Source organism: [Empedobacter] haloabium (genome assembly GCA_008011715.2).
Classification (GTDB): domain Bacteria; phylum Pseudomonadota; class Gammaproteobacteria; order Burkholderiales; family Burkholderiaceae_D; genus Rugamonas; species Rugamonas haloabia.
Map to the genome: position 1 here is coordinate 1,675,285 of CP136508.1, position 17,569 is coordinate 1,692,853.

Consider the following 17,569-nt stretch of genomic DNA (forward strand, 5'->3'; position numbering starts at 1 on the left):
AATGCCACTTCGACAAGAAGGGAGCGGCATGAACGAACAGCTGGCCAGGGACGTGGTACTGGTGAAAGCCATCGAGACCACGGACCAGAAACGCGAAATCCTCAGCGACGACGACCGTCGCTACGCCAACCGCACGGCACGCGAGCTGGCCCAGTGGCAGGCGTCCGAAACGAAGTCGGCCGCCACCCCCGACCATTTCCTGCAGCAGCGTTCCGAACAGATCATCAAGAAGCTGGCCCAGCGCCATCCCGCCTTCGCCACGTTCGCCAAGCGCCGCACCGGCCTGCATGCGCTGGCCTGGCTGCTGCCCGTGCTGGCCTTCGTGCTGGGCGCGGGCCTCGACCGCATCACCGATCCGCACCGCGTCGACCTGCTGTCGGCACCGCTGCTGGCGATCATCGGCTGGAACCTGCTCGTCTACGCCATCATGCTCATCTGGCTGTGCATTCCGAAGGCCGGCGTCACACGGGCGCGGGCCGGCTGGATCCGGCGCCTGTCGGTCGGGCCGTCCTCCTTGCCGCGCAAGATGCCGCATGCGCTGTCGGCCGCGCTGTTCGCCTTCATGGCCGAATGGGGCCAGCTCAGCGCGCGGCTGAACGGGGCCCGGCTGGCCCGCACGGTGCACCTGTCCGCTGCGCTGTTCGCGCTGGGTGCGCTGGCGTCGCTGTACGCGCGCGGCATCATGGCCCAGTACGGCGCCGGCTGGGAAAGCACGTTCCTCGACGCGACCCAGGTGCACCAGCTGCTGTCGCTGCTGTTCTGGCCGGCGCTGACGCTGTTCCCACTGCAGGGCTTCACACTGGCGGAGGTGCAGGCGCTTCACTTCGCCAGCGGCGCCGGCGCCACGGCGGCCGGTGCCCGCTGGGTGCATCTGTACGCCGCCACGCTGCTGTTGCTGGTGGTGCTGCCGCGTCTCGTGCTGGCCGGCGTGGCTGCCCTGCGCGCCGGCTGGCTGGCGCGCCGCTTCCCGCTCGACGTGACGCAGCCGTATTTCCGCCAGCTGAGCGACGTTGCCGGTGGCGAGGCGGGCGTGCTGCGTGTGCTGCCGTACAGTTTCACCTTGGACGAGGCGCGCGCCAGGGGGCTGGAAACCGTCGCCGTCAGTCTGCTGGGCGAGCGCGCCAAGGTCCGGTTGCTGCCAGGCGTCGCATACGGCGCCGACGCGCCCGCGCTCGCGGACGACGCGCCCGTCACCCTGACGGCCGTGCTGTTCAACCTTGCCGCCACGCCGGAGAAGGAAAACCATGGCGCGTTCCTGGCCGCCGTGGTGCGCACCATCCGTCCGGCCACGGTATTGCTGGACGACTCCGCCTTCCGTGCCCGCACACCGGACGCGCAACGCGTGCGCGAGCGGGTCGAGCTGTGGCGCGAGTTCTGCATCTTCCATGGCGCCGAGCCTGCCGTCGTCGACCTGCTGGCGCCGGCCGGGGAGGTCGCATGAGCGACGACACGACCATCCAGCTGGCGTTGATTTCGCACACCAACAACGGCAAGACGACGCTGGCGCGTACCCTGCTGGGCGCGGACGTGGGCGAGGTGCGCGACGCGGCCCACGTCACCGCACTGGCCGAATCCCATCCGCTGCTGCAGACGCAGCAGGGCGACCGCCTGCTGCTGTGGGACACGCCCGGTTTCGGCGACTCGGTGCGGCTGATGAAGCGGCTGGCGATGTCCGGCAATCCCATCGGCTGGTTCCTGCGCGAAGTGCTGGACCGCTACCGCGACCGGCCGTTCTGGCTCAGCCAGCAGGCGCTGCGGGCGGCCCGCGACGCCGCTGACGTCGTGCTCTATCTGGTCAACTCGGCCGAACGGCCAGAGGACGCAGGCTATCTGCCGTCGGAGATGAAAATCCTGGAGTGGCTGGACAAGCCCGTGCTGGTCCTGCTGAATCAGATGGGGCCGCCGCGCCCGGCCCATGAGGAGCTGGCCGAACAGCAGCGCTGGCGCGCGCACCTGCGCCAGTTTGCCGGCGTCCGCGACGTATTGCCGCTGGATGCCTTTGCCCGCTGCTGGGTGCACGAGGCCGTGTTCTATGACGCCATCGCGCCGTTGCTGCCGGCCAGCAAGCAGGACGCTTACACGCGCCTGCGCGCCCAGTGGGACGACAACAACCAGCGCCGCTTCCACCAGTCGATGACGGTCACCGCGCAACTGCTGCTCGACGCCACCCGCGACCGCCAGCTGGTCGAGACGGTGGACAAGGGCGCGCTGGCGGCGGCGCTGAAACTGGTCGGGGTGGGCAAGGGGGACGAGCGCAAGCGCCAGGAGCGCGCGATGAACACGCTGGTGGCACGGCTGAACATGTCGATCAGCCAGGCCACCGTCGGCCTGCTGGCGCTGCATGGACTGGACGCCAGCGAGGCGCCGAAGATCAACGCCCGCGTCAGCAACCATTTCACCGTCAAGGCGCCGGTCGAAAAGACGCAGGCCGCGCTGCTGGGGGCGATCGTGTCCGGCGCGGCGACGGGGCTGTCGGCCGACCTGGCCGCCGGCGGGCTGACCTTGGGCACCGGTGCGCTGCTGGGCGGCGTCATCGGCGCACTGACGTTTGCCGGCGCCGCCTGGGGCTTCAATGCGAGCACGGACCGGCAGCATCCGGCGATCAGCCTGTCCGACGAGTTCCTGCGCACGATGCTGATTTCCAGCGTGCTGCGCTACCTGGCCGTCGCCCACTTCGGCCGGGGCCGCGGCAATTTCGTCGAAAGCGAGGCGCCGCCGTTCTGGCAGCAGGAGGTGGAGCAGGCGGTGGCGCTGCACGAGGACGAAGTCCGGCGCCTGTGGCCGGAGTTGCGCGAGCCGGACGAAGCCGACCTCGGCATCGCCAGCCGGCTGCTGACGAAGATCACGGCGCATGTGCTGGGCCGGCTTTACCCGGGCGCGAAACTGCCGGCGGCCACGGAGCCAGCCGCTAAAGGCTGAGCCCGTGTCCCACCGCGGGGTCAGTCACCAGAATGGGACACGAGCCCGGCTGTAAGCAGGCCGATGGCGCGGGTGTACAGATGAGGCCGTGTCCCGTTTCGGGGTCTGACCCCGTGGTGAGACACGGCCTGGACCGTATCGCGTCAGTCGCTCAGCGCAGCTGGATCGGCTTGAAGTACGGCGCCACCGGCGGTTTCGGGAACTGCACGCCGGCGTAGGCCTTACGGAAGCACTCGGCCTTGGCGTTCGATACGTCCGTGACGGAATCCGTGACCTTGCCGTCCGCGTCCAGGGTCAGCACGATCGTGACGGGGTATTTCGACTTGTCGTGGCAATTGCCGCGCTCGTCCAGCTTCTTCTCGTTGTTGAACTTGAGCGAGACGTCCTCGTACCTGGTTGCCTTGTCGCTGGGGAACTGGGCGTTGAATTTCGCCATGCTGCCGGCAAAGGCCGGGTTGGCCGGTGGCGGGGCTTCATCCCGCGAGGTGCCGCCTTGCTGGGGCGCCGTCTGGCAGCCTGCCAGCAGGGCGAGCGTGGCGATGGCGGCGGGACCGAAGAGTTGTTTGACCATTGAGATGCTCCTTATTGTTATCGGGATGAAGTTGTCTCAGTGTATATAAATTGCCAATTTGACAGCGCACGGCTGAGCTAGCCATAAAAAAACGGCGCAGGCCTTGCGGGCTGCGCCGTCGTCGTGGCTGACTGTCAGGTCACACGCAGGCCGCTTCCTCTTCCTTGGGCGGCAGGGCGATGCGGTTGTCCGTGCTGAACTGGTAGTCCTTGAACACGTGTTCGGCCGTCAGCAGCTGGTATTCGCCGTTGGGCAGCTTGTGCGTTGTGTCCTTCAGGCGGTAGGTGTAATGACCGCAGGTCCAGCAGTTGAAGTTGCGCATGTGCGTGCACAGGCAGGTCTTGTCCATCACCTTGATGCCCTTGTCGCTGCCGCCGTTGGCGACAACTTCGCGGTTGTACGAATTGATGTAGGCACAGTTGCCGGTGGCGTCCAGCAGGTAGCCATACGACTCGCAGCCCGGCCGCGTATTGGTGCCGATCGCTGGCGTGCTGCGCAGCATGCGCATCGGGTAGCCCGTCGGCGAGATGCCGTTGACGATGATGTCGTCCTCGGTGGCGCGGATGTATTCCTGCTTGACCTTGTCCGGCAGGCCGCATTCCTTGGTGATCGTGAAGCGGGTGGCGACCTGCACGCCGGCCGCGCCCATTTCCAGGAACGACACGGCATCGCTGCCGGTGAACACGCCGCCCGCGGCGATCACCGGGATGTCCAGCTGCTCGGCCTTCAGGTAGGCCAGCACCTCGCCGGTGATCGTGTGCAGGTCGTAGTTCTGCCAGTCGTCCAGGCCGAAGCCCAGGTGGCCGCCGGCCAGCGGACCCTCGACGATGACGTAGTCGGGCAGGCGGTCCAGCTTCTGGTTCTTGCGCAGGAAGATCTGCAGCGCGCGCACCGAGGAGACGATGATGCCCAGCTTGGCGTCGCGAAAGCGCGGATGGTCGGCCATCAGGCCGAAGGAGTTGAAGTGCAGGCCGGCGGACAAGGTAATGCCGTCGATGCCCGCGTCCAGCGCCGCGTTCAGGCGCACGCGCAAGGTCTCGCGCGGGCCGTTCATCGTCAGCTTTTCCATGCAGTTGACGAAGATGAGCCCCGGCCCCTTCTTTTGTTCCATCGTGCGGCCGATGTGCAGGCGCTGCGCCTCGGCCAGGCGGCCCAGGTCGAACTGCACCACCGCCTTGTCCATATTATTGATGTTGAACTTGTAGAGCTTCGTCTTTTCCTTGACGAACGTCGTATCGAAGCGGCGGTCCGAGACGTCTTCGACCATCGCGTCGGAGATATGACCGATGCCGCCCAGGCGCGCCGCTTCCAGCGCCAGTTCGGAAGTGGAAATGTCCACCCCCATGCCGCCGATCATGATCGGCACGTATTGCTTGTCGCCGAACCGCAGGCGGAAATCATCAACTCGTTTCATTGCTATCCTTAGACTGCCGGGCATGCCGGAAGGGTATCCCGGACCACCTGAATCAAGCGCTGCGAATTCGTCTGTCGCAGCTCAAAGCTCTGCCAACGTTACTTTCGACTCCGACATCAGTCGCGGAAGTTATTGAACTCCAGCGGCGTGTCCGTCACTTCCTTGCGCAGCAGCGCCATCGCGGCCTGCAGGTCGTCGCGCTTGGCGCCGGTCACGCGCACCGATTCGCCCTGGATGCTGGCCTGCACCTTCATCTTGCTTTCCTTGATGATCTTGGTGATCTTCTTGGCCGTTTCCGTTTCCAGGCCGTTCTTGACCTTGATGACCTGCTTGACCTTGTCGCCGCCGATCTTCTCGATCTTGCCTTCGTCCAGGAAGCGCACGTCGACCTTGCGCTTGGCCAGCTTGTTGGTCAGCACGTCCTTCACCTGGCTCAGCTGGAATTCCGAATCCGCGAACGCCGTCAGTTCGTGCTCCTTCTGCTCCACGCGTGCATCGCTGCCCTTGAAGTCGAAGCGGGTGGTGATTTCCTTGTTCGACTGGTCGACAGCGTTGCGCACCTCGATCATGTCCGCTTCGGAAACTACGTCAAACGATGGCATATTCTTTTTCCTCTCAACTTTTCTTAATCTTGTGCTTGCGCGTGCAATCCACCGCCCACGCAACAATCCGACATTTTAACGGACAACCAGGCGAACGCTCGGTCGTTTTTGTGCTTTACCCTCTATAATCGAGCAAATTACTCTGCCAGCTATGCATTCCGAACTAAGCCTTCAGCACGATATTTCCCTGCGTCCGTTCAATACCTTCGGCATCGAAGCGCACGCCCGCCATTATCTGCGCGTCACGGACGTCGAACAACTGCGGCACGCCTTGCTTGACCCGGCCCTGGCGGCCTTGCCCCGCCTGGTGCTGGGCGGCGGCAGCAACCTGCTGCTGACGGGCGACTTCGACGGCCTGGTGCTGCACATCGCCAGCACCGGCAAGGCGGTGCTGGCCGGGGACGCCGATCACGTGCACGTGCGCGCGGCGGCCGGCGAGAACTGGCACGAGTTCGTGCAGTGGACCCTGGCGCAGGGCCTGGGCGGGCTGGAAAACCTGGCCCTGATTCCCGGCACGGTGGGCGCGGCGCCGATCCAGAACATCGGCGCCTATGGCCTGGAAACCAAGGACGTGTTCCACAGCCTGACCGCCTACGATCCCGCCACGGGGGCCGAGGTGACGCTGGACGCCGCCGCCTGCCGCTTCGCCTACCGCGACAGCATGTTCAAGCACGACGACGGTCGCCACCTGATCATCACCAGTGTCACGTTCGCGCTGCCGCGCGCCTGGCAGCCGAACCTGCGTTATGCCGAGCTGGGGACGGCGCTGGCGGAGCAGGGCATCGCCACGCCGACGCCGCGCCAGGTCGCGGACACCGTCATCGCGATCCGCCAGCGCAAGCTGCCGGACCCGCGCGTGATCGGCAACGCCGGCAGCTTCTTCAAGAATCCGGTGGTCAGCGCGGCGCAGTGCGCGGCGCTGCTGGCACGCCATCCGGCCCTGGTGCATCATCGCCAGCCGGACGGCAGCGAGAAGCTGGCCGCCGGCTGGCTGATCGACCAGTGCGGCTGGAAGGGGAAAAGCCTGGGCGCCGCCGGGGTCTATCCGAAACAGGCGCTGGTCCTGGTGAACAACGGCGGTGCGACGGGAGCGGACGTGCAGCGGCTGGCGCGGGCGATCCAGGACGACGTCGAGGCGCGCTATGGGGTGCGGCTGGAGCCGGAGCCGGTGTTTGTCTGATTGTGAAGGGAACCCGTGGTGTCAGGCACCTGTTAGCGGGTCTTCGACCCGCTAACAGGTGCCTGACACCGGGGGCTCGGTGGCAGCCAACATTCGGTCGATTTCACTTCGGGGTCAGTCCCTTGCGGGGCGGTCCGGCGACCCGGCAGACCCCAAGACCCGAGCTACTCGATCTCGGCGATGCTGACCGCCCGGTTGCGGCCGTCGTTCTTGGCCACGTACAGCGCCCGGTCGGCGCTGTCGATCATGTCGCGTTCGACCACTTCGGCCGTCGGCACCACGGTGGCGATGCCGATCGACATCGTCACCACCTTGTGCGGCGACTGCGGATGCTCCATGCCGATCTCTTCGAGCTGGCGCAGGCACTGCTCGGCCACCTTGCGGGCGCCGGCAGCGTCCGTATCGGGCAGCACGATGGCGAACTCCTCGCCGCCGTAGCGTGCCGCCAGGTCGGTCGGGCGCTTCAGGCAGGCGGTCAGCACGGCCGCCGCCTTCTTCAGGCACAGGTCGCCGGCCAGGTGGCCGAAACTGTCGTTGTACAGCTTGAAGCAGTCGATATCGCACAGCAGCAGCGAGAGCGGGCGGCGCTGGCGCTGGCCGCGTTGCCACTCCAGGTGCATCGTCTCGTCGAAGCGGCGCCGGTTGGCGATGCCGGTCAGGCTGTCCAGCGCGGCCAGCTTCTGCAGTTCGATATTGGCGTCCGCCAGGTTTTTCTGGCTCTCGCGCAGGAAGCGGAAGGCCTCGTCGCGCTGCAGGCGGCTGATGTAGGCGCCCGAGTGGTAGCGCACCCGCGCCAGCAGCTCGAGCTTGTCCGGCAGCTTGACGAGGTAGTCGTTGGCGCCGACCGCGAAGCCGTGCGCCTTCAGCTTCGGCTCTTCCTTGGCCGACAGCACGATGACGGGCACGTGCGTCAGTTTCTCGACGCTGCGGTAGTGCCGGATCAGGTCGAAGCCGTCCGCATTGGGCATCACCAGGTCCTGCAGGATGACGGTCGGCTGCAGCCGCAGCGCGCAGTCCATGGCCTGCGCCGGATCGGTGACGAAGTGGAATTCGATGTCGGGCTGGTCGGCCAGCATGCGGCGCACGGCCTCCACCACCAGCAGCTGGTCGTCCACCAGCAGCACGCGCACCTTGAAGGCAGTGAAAGTCAGTTCCTGTTCCGCGCCTGCGGAGATAACCTGCGACATCGGATCTCTCTGGTTTGATCGTCCGACAGTGGCTGGTGCCGCGCGATCCGTTAATCAATCCGAACGCGGCGCCAGCGGGAGGCAACCACGTTCAGCTCCTGCCGCCGACGGTACTGCGCAGGAAAGGGCCGATCTTCGGCAGCGGCAGCACCAGCTGCGCCGCATCGAGCTCCGCGGCCGCGCGCGGCATGCCGTACACGGCGCTGGTGGCCTGGTCCTGCGCCACCGTCGTCTTGCCGGCCTGGCGCAGCGCCAGCAGCCCTTCGCCGCCGTCGCGGCCCATCCCGGTCAGCAGGATGCCGATGGCTTCGCCACGCCAGTGCTGCGCCACGCAGCGGAAAAAGACGTCGACGGAAGGCCGGTAAGCGTACTCCCTCGGCACCGCATCGTACCCCAACTGCAATTTTTCATCCAGTACCAGATGGTCGTTACTCTTTGCAATCATCACGGTGCCCGGCATCAGCGGGTCGCCTTGCTCGATGGCGCGCACGGGCATGATCAGCTGCTCGGCCAGCCACTTGGCGAAGTGGTCGGCGAAATTCTCGTCGATGTGCTGGACGACGACGATGCAGCAGTCCGCCGGTGCATGCCAGCCGCCCAGCGTGCGGGCGATGGCGACCGGGCCACCGGTCGAGGCGCCGATGGCGACCAGCGTCTGCACGCCCGCGCCGCGCCGCTCGACGGTGTGCAGGGGCGCCGGCCGCGTCATCGCCTGGTTGCCGCCGCTGTGGCGGATCAGTTTTTCCATCGTGCGCAGCTTGGCCAGCAGCTGGCCGCCGCCCTCGGCCTGGCCCGCCAGCATGGGCGTGGCCGTCACGTCCAGCGCGCCGGCGCCCAGCGCGCGGAACACCTGGTTGACGCTGTCTTGCGGGCGCCCCGTGACGATCAGGATCGCGCACGGCGACTCCTCCATGATGCGGCGGGTGGCTTCGACCCCGTCCAGCTCCGGCATGTTCAAGTCCATCAGCACCAGGTCGGGCCGGTTTTCCGCGCACATGCGCACCGCTTCCAGGCCGGTCCGGGCGATCCACAGCACCTGGTGGTGCCGGGTCGCGGCGATGACGCGCCGCAGCGCCTCGGCCGCCATCGGCACGTCGTTGGCGATGCCGATCCTCATTTGCTGGCATCCCCGATCAGGTCGTGCACGGCGTCGAGCAGGGTTTCGTCATGGAAGCTGCCCTTGGTCAGGTAGTAGTCGGCACCGGCCGCGAGGCCGCGCGCCCGGTCCTCCGGGCGGTCCTTGTACGAGACGATCATGACGGGCAGCTTGTGCAAGTGGATATCCTTCTTGATCAGGTTGACCAGCTCGATGCCGTCCATGCGCGGCATGTCGACGTCGGTGATGACGAGATCGTAGTCGCCCGAGCGCACCACGTTCCAGCCGTCCATGCCGTCGACGGCGATGTCGACCTCGAAGCCGCGCCCCGTCAGGAGCTTGCGTTCCATCTCGCGCACGGTCAGCGAATCGTCCACCACCAGGATGCGCTTCATTCTACGCCTTGCGGCAGAGTCGGCGCGCGCCAATTGGTGCAGGCCGCCTTCGGCCAATAGTTTCTCGATGGATAGCAAAAGGTCCGACACGTCCAGGATCAGTACCGGCTCGCCATCGTTGAGGAGGGCGGCGGCGGAGATGTCGCGCAGCTTGCCGAAGATGGGGTCGATGCTCTGCACGGCCAGGCTTTGCTCGCCGCGGATGCCGTCGACCACCAGGCCGTAACGGCGCGCGCCGGCGCCGATCACTATCACCGTCAGCAGCTCGTGGTGTTCCATGTCGCCCAGCTCCAGCACCTGGGCCGACGACACCAGCCCCAGGTGCTCGCCGTTCAGGTCGAAGAACTGCTTGTTTTCCAGCGTGTGGATGGCCGACTGCGGCACCTGCGCCACCCGTTCCACCTTGACGATGGGGATGGCATAGGCCTCGCCGCGTACGTCCACCACCAGCGCGCGCATGATCGACTGCGTCAGCGGCAGCGTGATCGCGGTATGGAAGCCCTGGCCAGGCTGCGACTCGATGCGCACCACGCCGTTCTGCTGGCGGATGGTGTCCTGCACGATGTCCAGCCCGACGCCGCGGCCGGAGATCTCGGTGATGTCTTCCTTCAGGCTGAACGCGGGCAGGAACAGGAACTCCATCAACTCCGCATGCGACATCGCCTCGGCCATCGCCGGCGTGGCCATGCGCCGCGCCACCACCGCGGCGCGGATGCGGGCCGGATCGACGCCGCGGCCGTCGTCGACGATGTCGATGTTGAGCATGCCGGCGCGGTGGCGCGCTTCCAGCACGATGCTGCCGGCGGCCGGCTTGCCCGCCGCGCTGCGTTCGGCCGGCGTTTCCAGTCCATGGTCGACGGCATTGCGCAGCATGTGGTTGAGCGGATTCTCGATGCGCGCCAGGATGTCGCGGTCGACCAGCGTGTCCTCGCCGCGGATCTCCAGCCGCACTTCCTTGCCGAGGGTGCGGGCCAGGTCGCGCACCATGCGCGGGAAGTGCTGCACGCCGTCGCGGAACGGGCGCATGCGCAGCGCCAGCACCTCGTCCACCAGCTGGCCCGCCACGTTCTGCAGGCGCCGCTCGAAGTTTTCCATGTCGGTGATCTGCGCCAGCGTCATCTGCTTGAGCGGATGGCTGCGCTGCAGCACCAGCGCGGCCTTTTCCTGCAGTGCCGGGTCGCCGCTGCGCGCCACGGCTTCCTGCAGGTCGTCCAGCGCGGCCAGCAGCGCCGACTGGCTGCGCTTGAAGCGCTGCATCGATTCGAGCAGCGGGTGCATCTGGTGCGCGCTGATGCGGCTCTCGCTGGCCAGCGACAGCAGGCGGTCGCCCTGTTGCCGGCTGGCCGCGGGGGCGGCGCGCCCGGCCGGTGCCGGCGCCGTTTCGGGCAGCGGCGCTGCCGCCGGCTCGGCGGCTTCAGGTGGCTGCGGCGCGGGTGCCGGGGCGGCGACAGCGGCGGGCCCCGGAGCCGGCACGGGAGCGGGCACAGAGGCGGGCACAGAGGCGGGCGCGGGTGGCGGCTCCAGCGGCTCGGGCAGGAAGGCGATGCCGGCGATGGCGTTCATCGTGCCGGTGATCGTCGCGTCGTGCGCACCCAGCCAGGCCGGCAGCTCGCTTTCCTTCAACTGCGAGCACTGCACGATCAGGTCGACGCCGGCCAGCAGCACGTCGACCCGGTTCGGCGTCAGGCGCAGCTTGCCGTGCTGGGCGGCGATGAACGCATCCTCCATGCCGTGCGCCAGTTGCACGATCACGTCCAGCCCGACGATGGCGGCGGCCCCTTTGATCGAGTGGGCGGCGCGCATCATCGGCTCGATCGCCGCGCCGTTGCTGCCCCGTTCCAGCGTCAGCAGGCCGTCCGTCAGGATCTGGGTCTGGCTGCCCGCCTCCATGCGGAACAGCTCCAGCATGGAGAACTGGCTCAGGTCTTCCGGCTCGCTCATCGCAGGATTCTCGCAAGTTGATGGCCGACCAGGCCGGCGTCCAGGCAGCCCACCTGCATGTCCTGTTCCGGCAGCACGCCAGTCAGGAAGCGCAGCAGGCCCTTGTTGATGGTCGCGGCGGGCGGCAGCACGCGGCCGGAGGCGTAACGCACGATGCCGTGCAGGTCCGCCACCGGCAGGGCGTAGGCCTGGTCTTCCCATTGCACCAGCAGCAGCCGGGCGAACGTATGGCGGCCCTGGCGGCTGCTGCCGCCTTCCTCCGCGATGCCCAGCAGCTCGGCCAGCGCCACGCAGGGGTACAGCCGCCCGGCGATATTGACGATGCCGCGCAGGCCGCGGCTGGTGCGGTGCGGCACCTTGTGCGGCAGCGTGTGCGGCGCGATGCGCAGGAACATGGCGGTGGGCAGGGCCAGCCATTCCCGGCCAATGCGGAACACGACGGCGGAGGCGTCCTGCCGTTCCTCGACCGCTTCGGGCGCGCGGAAATGTTCGGCCCATTCGCGCAGGTAGCCGGCATCGACCGGGCGCGCCAGGTGCTGCAGGGCGGCGCCGGCGTATTCGTCGCAATGGCGGCAGTGGCCATGGCCGGCCAGCAGTTCGCAGCTGCGGTCGCCCGCCACGCCGATGCGGCTCCAGCAGCCGGCACCGTGCGCGCCGGTCGCGGCGGCGGGCTGGTTGCGCTCTTCGTCAGGATTCATCGTCATGCCTTACTGGTGTGGTTGCGGCGCCGCCAGACCCGCGCGGCGCGGGCCTTCAGCATTGCCGCGGCGGTCGTGTCGCCATGCTGGCCCGCCAGCAGCGCCAGGTGGCACAGCGCGTCATAATGGTCCGGCTGCAGGTAGATGCAGCGGCGCAGGTGCTGCTCGGCTTCGTCCGGCCGCGCGCCTTCGGCCAGCAATCCGAGCAGGAACCACGCCTCGGCGTTGTCCGGCTGCTGCGCCAGCACGGCGCGGCAGGCTGCCTGGGCCTGGGCCGGACGGCCCTGGTCGGCCAGCTGGCGCGCCTGCGCCAGGTCGGCCACCGGCGCCAGGGCCGCGATGGCCGGCGCGATGGCCGGCGCGACTGCGGGCGCAACTGCGGGCGCAACTGCGGGGGCAGCGGCCGGGCGTGGCGCCACCGGCGCCGGGGCGGCGGCGCGTGGCCTGGCGCGCGCCAGCGTGGCCTTGGGTTTCGGCGCCGGCGCGCTGCCCTCGTCGCTGCGCGGCAGCGGCAGCCGGTTCCAAAGAGGTGCCTGCGCGCCTTCCGGTATGGCGGCCTTGCGCAGCGCGAACGCCTGCCGGTAGGGCAAGGGCACGAAACCGTTGCGGGTGAACGACGGCACTTCCGCGTAACCGGCCAGCATGACGCCGTCGTCCGCCAGCAGCACGGCCAGGCGCGCGATCGCGGCGGCGGTCGTCTCGGCGTCGAAATAGATCAGCAGGTTGCGGCAGAAGATCACGTCGTAGGTGCGCGGCGCGGCGATCTCGCTGGTCAAGAGGTTGCCCTGGCGGAAGCGCACGCGCCGGCGCAGGCCCGCGTCGATGGCGTACTGGTCGTCGCCCAGCGGCGCGAAGTGGCGGTCGCGGAACGACAGGTCCTTGCCGCGAAAGGCGTTGCGGCCGAAGATGCCCGCCTCGGCACGGGCGATGCAGGCCGCCGACAGGTCGATGGCATCGATGGCGAAGGCCGTCGGCGCGACGCCGGCGTCGGCCAGCGCCATCGCCAGCGAGTAGGGCTCCTCGCCGCCCGCGCAGGGGATCGACAGCATGCGCACCAGCCGCGCGCCGGCCGCCAGCCGGGCCTTGGCGAATGCGGTGGCGACGGCGAAACCCTGGGCGTCGCGGAACAACCAGGATTCCGGCACCACCACCAGCTCGATCAGCGCCGCCAGTTCGTCCTGCGTCAGCTGCGCGTGATAGGCCTGCTGGTCGTCGACCCCCAGCGCTTCCATGCGCTGGCGCACGGCCCGGTCCACCGTCGCGCGCGACAGGTTCAGGCCCGTGGCCTGGCGCAGCAGCGCCAGGGTTTTCATGGCGTGGCCGCCGCCGGCCCGGCGGGGAAGAGCGTGGCGCGCAGCGTCTCCGGCAGCAGACGTTCGGGATGCACCAGCTGCACCAGGCCATGTGCGTCGCCCGCCACCTGGCCCAGGAACGGCGCGGCCTGCACGCCGCTGGCGGCCAGCGCCGGTTCCGGCACGTCCTGCACGCCGACCACGCGTTCCACCAGCAGGCCCAGCGCGTAGACGCCGCCATCCTGGCCGGGATAATCGACCAGCACGATGCGGGTGTCGACCTGGCGTGCCGCCGGAGCGGCACCGCTGCTCAGCGCCACGTCGATCACGGGCACGCTGGCGCCGCGCAGGTTCATCAGGCCGGCCACCGCGGCGGGCGCCAGTGGCACCGCCTTCAGTTCCATCAACGGCAGTACCTGGCGGATGATGCCCAGCGGCAGGCCGTAGCGGTCGGCCCCGATGTGGAACACCAGCAGCTTCACGGCGCGCTCCTCGCCTGCCGCCTCAGACGGTCACCGCGAAGGTGGCGACCGAGGACTGCAGGTCGCTGGCGGCATACTGGAGCTGGTGCACTGCCTCGCTGGTGGCCTTGAGCGACTCCACCGTCTGCTGGGTGGCGTCGTTGAGCTGCATCATCGTCTCCGTGATCTGCTGGGCGCCGACCGACTGCGCCTGCATGCCTTGCAGTACCGCGTCGAACTGCGGTGCCAGCTTCTGCACCTGGTCCATGACGGTGGACAGCTGGTCCGTCACGCCCCGTACCTCGCCCACGCTGCGCCGGATCTCCTCGGAGAACTTGTCCATGCCCATCACGCTGGCCGACACGGCCGACTGCATTTCCTTGAGCATCTGTTCGATGTCCCAGGTCGAGACGGAGGTCTGGTCGGCCAGCCGGCGGATCTCGGTGGCGACCACGGAGAAGCCGCGGCCCGCCTCGCCAGCCTTCTCGGCCTCGATGGCGGCGTTCAGCGACAGGATGTTGGTCTGGTCGGCCACCTTGGTGATGGTGGTCAGCACGCTGTTGATGTTGCTGGCCTTTTCCGACAGCGCGGCCAGCTTGGCGTTGATGGAGTCGGTCGCCGAAACCATGTTCTGCATGGTCTGGTCCATCCGGCGCAGGTTGCCCTGCGCCTCGGCGGTGGCGCTGGTCGTGTAGTCGGCCACCGCCGTCGCGCTTTCCATGGTCTTCAGCAACTCGCTCGTGTTGGAGGCGATCTCCTTGGTGGTGCTGAGCACCTCGACGCTGGTCTGGGCCTGCTCCACGCCGGTGGCCTCCTGCTCCTTGGCCGAGGCGGCGATCTCGGTGGCCGAGGTGGTGACCTGGATGCCGGCCTTCTGCACGTTGTTGAGCAGGATGCGCAGGTTGTCGAACATGCGCGCCAGGCCATGGCCCAGCTGGCCGATGGCGTCGTCGCCGGTGATCGTGACCTTGCCGGTCAGGTCGCCCGACGCCGCCTTCGAGACGACCGCCAGCAGCGCGTCGACCTTGGCGCGCAGCTCGTCGGTGGCCGCACGCTCGCGCTCGCGGTTGTCCTGCACCGCCTGGGCCATGCGGTTGAATTCTTCCGATACCTTGCCCAGCTCGTCGCGCGAGACGATGTCGATACGGGCACCCTGGTCGCCGCCGGCGATGCGGCCGACGACGCCCGTCAGGTTCGTCAGCGGCGTCATGATGGCGCGCGTCAGCACGTAGACGATCGCCATCGACAGGGCGATGCAGGCCGCGCCGCCCGCCGCCAGCAGCGTCGTCATATTGCGCTGCTGCTCGGCGGCCGCTTGCGAACGCTGGGCCAGCAGTGCGTTCTCGTCGGCCCGGGCCTCGTCCAGTACCTTGTGCAGGGCCGCGATCATCGGGCTGCCTTGCTGCAGCTGCGGCATCTGGCCGATCGTGTCGGCCGCGCCAGGCGTCTTGCCCAGTTCCTGGCGGCGCGCCACCTGTGGCTCCAGCACGGTGCGCACCCAGCCCTGGATCATGCTGTCGAGTTTGCGGATACGGTCGACCTGGGCCGGGTTGTCGACCACCTGTTTCTGCAGTGCGGCGATGCTGGTCGGCAGCTCGGCCAGCTGTTCGCGCACCTTGGTCAGGCGCTGCTGGTCACCCGTCAGGTAATAGCCGCGCGTTTCCGACTGCAGCGACATGAGGTCGATGCTGACGCGGTCGATCGCGTGCAGCACCTGCATCGTGTGGCGGTCCCAGTTGTTGGCCTCGGACAGCCTGGCGAAGTTGGTATAGGCCAGCAGCAGGAGGACGAGAATGATGGCGAGGATGGCGCCGAACCCGGCGTAGAGTTTGTTCTTGATGCTCAGGTCTTTGATCATCGTGGCTCCGGATGAGGACGAGTTCGTATCGGTTGCAATGTAACATTTTGCGGTGACGGCAGCCACTTGCGCCGGGCAGGCGTGCGCCCCGGGCGTCAAACCAAGGGTCTTGCACGCGCTCCGGGACGCTCGAAAACACCGGTGTCAGGCACCTGTCCGAGGGTCGGAAGACCCTCGGACAGGTGCCTGACACCAAGGGTTGAGCATGCGCCGCCAGTAAACGACACCGGGGGCAGGCCCCGCCGCGCCAGCGCGACGGTGCCTGCCCCCGGAAATTATTGCTGGGCTTACTGTCCGCGCTTCAGCCGGGCATTGGCGGCGATGCGCATGCGCAGCGCGTTCAGCTTGATGAAGCCGCCGGCGTCGGCCTGGTTGTAGGCGCCGCCGTCTTCGTCGAAGGTGGCGATGGTCTGGTCGAACAGCGAGTCGGTCTTCGAATCGCGCGCCACCACGATCACATTGCCCTTGTACAGCTTGACGCGCACCCAGCCGTTGACGGTTTGCTGCGTGTGGTCGATCAGCGTTTGCAGCGCGACGCGCTCCGGCGCCCACCAGTAGCCGTTATAGATCAGCGAAGCGTAGCGCGGCATCAGGTCGTCCTTCAGGTGCGCCACTTCGCGGTCCAGGGTGATCGACTCGATGGCGCGGTGCGCCTTCAGCATGATCGTGCCGCCCGGCGTTTCATAGCAGCCGCGCGACTTCATGCCCACGTAGCGGTTCTCGACCAGGTCGAGGCGGCCGATGCCGTGCTTGCCGCCGATGCGGTTCAGTTCCGTCAGCACCTCGGCAGGGCTCATGCGCTTGCCGTTCAGGGCAACGATGTCGCCCTTCTCGTATTCGATGTCCAGGTACTCGGCCTGGTCCGGTGCCGCTTCCGGCGACACGGTCCAGCGCCACATCGATTCCTCGGCTTCCGCGCTGGGGTTCTCCAGGTGGCGGCCTTCGAACGAGATGTGCAGCAGGTTGGCGTCCATCGAGTACGGCGCGCCGCCGTTCTTGTGCTTCATGTCGATGGCGATGCCGGCGTCTTCCGCGTACTTCAGCAGTTTTTCGCGCGACAGCAGGTCCCATTCGCGCCACGGCGCGATCACTTTCACGCCCGGTTTCAGCGCGTAGGCGCCCAGCTCGAAGCGCACCTGGTCGTTGCCCTTGCCGGTGGCGCCGTGCGAGATGGCATCCGCGCCGGTCTGGTTGGCGATCTCGATCAGGCGTTTGGCGATCAGCGGACGTGCGATCGAGGTGCCCAGCAGGTACTCGCCTTCATAGACGGTATTGGCACGGAACATCGGGAACACGAAGTCGCGTACGAACTCCTCGCGCACGTCGTCGATGAAGATGTTTTCCGGCTTGATGCCGAACTTCAGGGCCTTGGCGCGCGCCGGTTCCAGTTCCTCGCCCTGGCCCAGGTCGGCCGTGAAGGTGACGATCTCGCAGTGGTAGTGATCCTGCAGCCACTTCAGGATGACGGAGGTGTCCAGGCCGCCCGAGTAGGCCAGGACTACTTTTTTAATGTCGCTCATTTCAATTTCCAGTCTGCTTCAAACAGGGTCGTGGCATACCGCTTCGATGTTGTGCCCGTCCGGGTCCAGCACGAAGGCGCCGTAGTAATTGGGATGGTAGTGTGCACGGATGCCGGGAGCGCCATTGTCGCGCCCGCCAGCCGCCAGCGCGGCGGCGTGGAACGCGTCGACCAGCGCGCGGCTGTCCACGCGCAGTGCCACGTGGACGGTGTTGCCGGCCGTGCCGCCGGACCTGGCTTCCGAGATCCAGAAGTCCGGCTTCGGCGCGATGCCGAAGCCCGCCACGCGAACGGTGCCCGTGATCTCCGGGCCCAGTTCCATCAGCATGGCATAGCCGATCGGTGCCAGCGCCTTCTCGTAGAACGCGCGGCTGTTTGAAAAATCGGTGACGACGATTCCAACGTGGTCGATCATGGCTTTGTCTCCGCGATAGTG

At 67.6% G+C, this 17,569-nt stretch carries 15 protein-coding genes; 3 read left to right on the top strand and 12 right to left on the bottom strand.

The window, feature by feature from the left end:
- Nucleotides 1–28: 28 nt before the first annotated feature.
- Nucleotides 29–1,441 carry a DUF2868 domain-containing protein gene (locus E7V67_007300; protein ID WUR14906.1) on the top strand — a complete coding sequence of 471 codons (1,413 nt, stop codon included), beginning with the start codon at nt 29–31 and terminating at the stop codon, nt 1,439–1,441.
- Nucleotides 1,438–2,919, top strand: a complete 1,482-nt coding sequence (locus E7V67_007305; protein ID WUR14907.1) for a DUF3482 domain-containing protein — start codon at nt 1,438–1,440, stop codon at nt 2,917–2,919. Before E7V67_007300 ends, E7V67_007305 begins: the two co-directional genes overlap by 4 nt.
- Before the next feature lie 151 nt (nt 2,920–3,070).
- Here E7V67_007305 and E7V67_007310 read toward each other — a convergent pair whose 3' ends face one another.
- The 3 genes from E7V67_007310 to E7V67_007320 form a co-directional block, all read right to left on the bottom strand.
- The gene (locus tag E7V67_007310) at nt 3,071–3,490 is read right to left on the bottom strand and encodes a hypothetical protein (protein ID WUR14908.1); all 420 of its coding nucleotides are present in this window, start codon (nt 3,488–3,490) and stop codon (nt 3,071–3,073) included.
- A 139-nt stretch (nt 3,491–3,629) separates the two neighbouring features.
- Nucleotides 3,630–4,904: a nitronate monooxygenase gene (locus E7V67_007315; GenBank protein WUR14909.1), complete on the bottom strand. Its 1,275-nt coding sequence runs from the start codon at nt 4,902–4,904 to the stop codon at nt 3,630–3,632.
- 116 nt (nt 4,905–5,020) lie between these two features.
- On the bottom strand, nt 5,021–5,506 hold the full coding sequence (locus E7V67_007320; protein WUR14910.1) for a YajQ family cyclic di-GMP-binding protein: 486 nt from the start codon (nt 5,504–5,506) through the stop codon (nt 5,021–5,023).
- Nucleotides 5,507–5,657: 151 nt separating this feature from the next.
- On the opposite strand from E7V67_007320, the gene murB reads away from it, so the two are divergent.
- Nucleotides 5,658–6,686 (top strand): UDP-N-acetylmuramate dehydrogenase, encoded by a 1,029-nt coding sequence (gene murB / locus E7V67_007325; protein ID WUR14911.1) that lies wholly within the window; start codon nt 5,658–5,660, stop codon nt 6,684–6,686.
- A 164-nt stretch (nt 6,687–6,850) separates the two neighbouring features.
- On the opposite strand, the gene E7V67_007330 is transcribed toward murB, so the two are convergent.
- The 9 genes from E7V67_007330 to E7V67_007370 all read right to left on the bottom strand — a co-directional run bounded on the left by E7V67_007330 (nt 6,851) and on the right by E7V67_007370 (nt 17,548).
- On the bottom strand, nt 6,851–7,873 hold the full coding sequence (locus E7V67_007330) for a diguanylate cyclase (protein ID WUR14912.1): 1,023 nt from the start codon (nt 7,871–7,873) through the stop codon (nt 6,851–6,853).
- A gap of 91 nt (nt 7,874–7,964) precedes the next feature.
- A complete protein-coding gene (gene cheB, locus E7V67_007335) occupies nt 7,965–8,990 on the bottom strand; it encodes a chemotaxis-specific protein-glutamate methyltransferase CheB (GenBank protein WUR14913.1) in 1,026 nt (341 codons plus the stop codon).
- A complete protein-coding gene (locus E7V67_007340; GenBank protein WUR14914.1) occupies nt 8,987–11,305 on the bottom strand; it encodes a hybrid sensor histidine kinase/response regulator in 2,319 nt (772 codons plus the stop codon). The genes cheB and E7V67_007340 overlap by 4 nt, the downstream gene beginning before the upstream one ends.
- Nucleotides 11,302–12,009, bottom strand: a complete 708-nt coding sequence (locus E7V67_007345; protein ID WUR14915.1) for a chemotaxis protein CheW — start codon at nt 12,007–12,009, stop codon at nt 11,302–11,304. Before E7V67_007345 ends, E7V67_007340 begins: the two co-directional genes overlap by 4 nt.
- Complete coding sequence (locus tag E7V67_007350) at nt 12,006–13,316, bottom strand: CheR family methyltransferase (protein WUR14916.1); 1,311 nt, start codon at nt 13,314–13,316, stop codon at nt 12,006–12,008. The genes E7V67_007345 and E7V67_007350 overlap by 4 nt, the downstream gene beginning before the upstream one ends.
- Nucleotides 13,313–13,777: a chemotaxis protein CheW gene (locus E7V67_007355; protein ID WUR14917.1), complete on the bottom strand. Its 465-nt coding sequence runs from the start codon at nt 13,775–13,777 to the stop codon at nt 13,313–13,315. The genes E7V67_007350 and E7V67_007355 overlap by 4 nt, the downstream gene beginning before the upstream one ends.
- A 22-nt stretch (nt 13,778–13,799) precedes the next feature.
- Nucleotides 13,800–15,614 carry a methyl-accepting chemotaxis protein gene (locus E7V67_007360; protein ID WUR14918.1) on the bottom strand — a complete coding sequence of 605 codons (1,815 nt, stop codon included), beginning with the start codon at nt 15,612–15,614 and terminating at the stop codon, nt 13,800–13,802.
- 287 nt (nt 15,615–15,901) lie between these two features.
- Nucleotides 15,902–17,134 (bottom strand): argininosuccinate synthase, encoded by a 1,233-nt coding sequence (locus E7V67_007365; GenBank protein WUR14919.1) that lies wholly within the window; start codon nt 17,132–17,134, stop codon nt 15,902–15,904.
- Between the two features lie 18 nt (nt 17,135–17,152).
- Nucleotides 17,153–17,548 carry a VOC family protein gene (locus E7V67_007370; GenBank protein WUR14920.1) on the bottom strand — a complete coding sequence of 132 codons (396 nt, stop codon included), beginning with the start codon at nt 17,546–17,548 and terminating at the stop codon, nt 17,153–17,155.
- Nucleotides 17,549–17,569: the final 21 nt, after the last annotated feature.

Bases quoted from the DNA above. Each gene is read 5' to 3' on its own strand.
- E7V67_007370 (WUR14920.1), bottom strand. From the start codon at position 17,548: ATGATCGACCACGTTGGAATCGTCGTCACCGATTTTTCAAACAGCCGC.
- E7V67_007340 (WUR14914.1), bottom strand. From the start codon at position 11,305: ATGAGCGAGCCGGAAGACCTGAGCCAGTTCTCCATGCTGGAGCTGTTC.
- E7V67_007350 (WUR14916.1), bottom strand. From the start codon at position 13,316: ATGAAAACCCTGGCGCTGCTGCGCCAGGCCACGGGCCTGAACCTGTCG.
- E7V67_007300 (WUR14906.1), top strand. From the start codon at position 29: ATGAACGAACAGCTGGCCAGGGACGTGGTACTGGTGAAAGCCATCGAG.
- murB (WUR14911.1), top strand. From the start codon at position 5,658: ATGCATTCCGAACTAAGCCTTCAGCACGATATTTCCCTGCGTCCGTTC.
- E7V67_007315 (WUR14909.1), bottom strand. From the start codon at position 4,904: ATGAAACGAGTTGATGATTTCCGCCTGCGGTTCGGCGACAAGCAATAC.
- E7V67_007360 (WUR14918.1), bottom strand. From the start codon at position 15,614: ATGATCAAAGACCTGAGCATCAAGAACAAACTCTACGCCGGGTTCGGC.
- E7V67_007365 (WUR14919.1), bottom strand. From the start codon at position 17,134: ATGAGCGACATTAAAAAAGTAGTCCTGGCCTACTCGGGCGGCCTGGAC.
- E7V67_007330 (WUR14912.1), bottom strand. From the start codon at position 7,873: ATGTCGCAGGTTATCTCCGCAGGCGCGGAACAGGAACTGACTTTCACT.
- E7V67_007320 (WUR14910.1), bottom strand. From the start codon at position 5,506: ATGCCATCGTTTGACGTAGTTTCCGAAGCGGACATGATCGAGGTGCGC.
- cheB (WUR14913.1), bottom strand. From the start codon at position 8,990: ATGAGGATCGGCATCGCCAACGACGTGCCGATGGCGGCCGAGGCGCTG.
- E7V67_007310 (WUR14908.1), bottom strand. From the start codon at position 3,490: ATGGTCAAACAACTCTTCGGTCCCGCCGCCATCGCCACGCTCGCCCTG.
- E7V67_007305 (WUR14907.1), top strand. From the start codon at position 1,438: ATGAGCGACGACACGACCATCCAGCTGGCGTTGATTTCGCACACCAAC.
- E7V67_007345 (WUR14915.1), bottom strand. From the start codon at position 12,009: ATGACGATGAATCCTGACGAAGAGCGCAACCAGCCCGCCGCCGCGACC.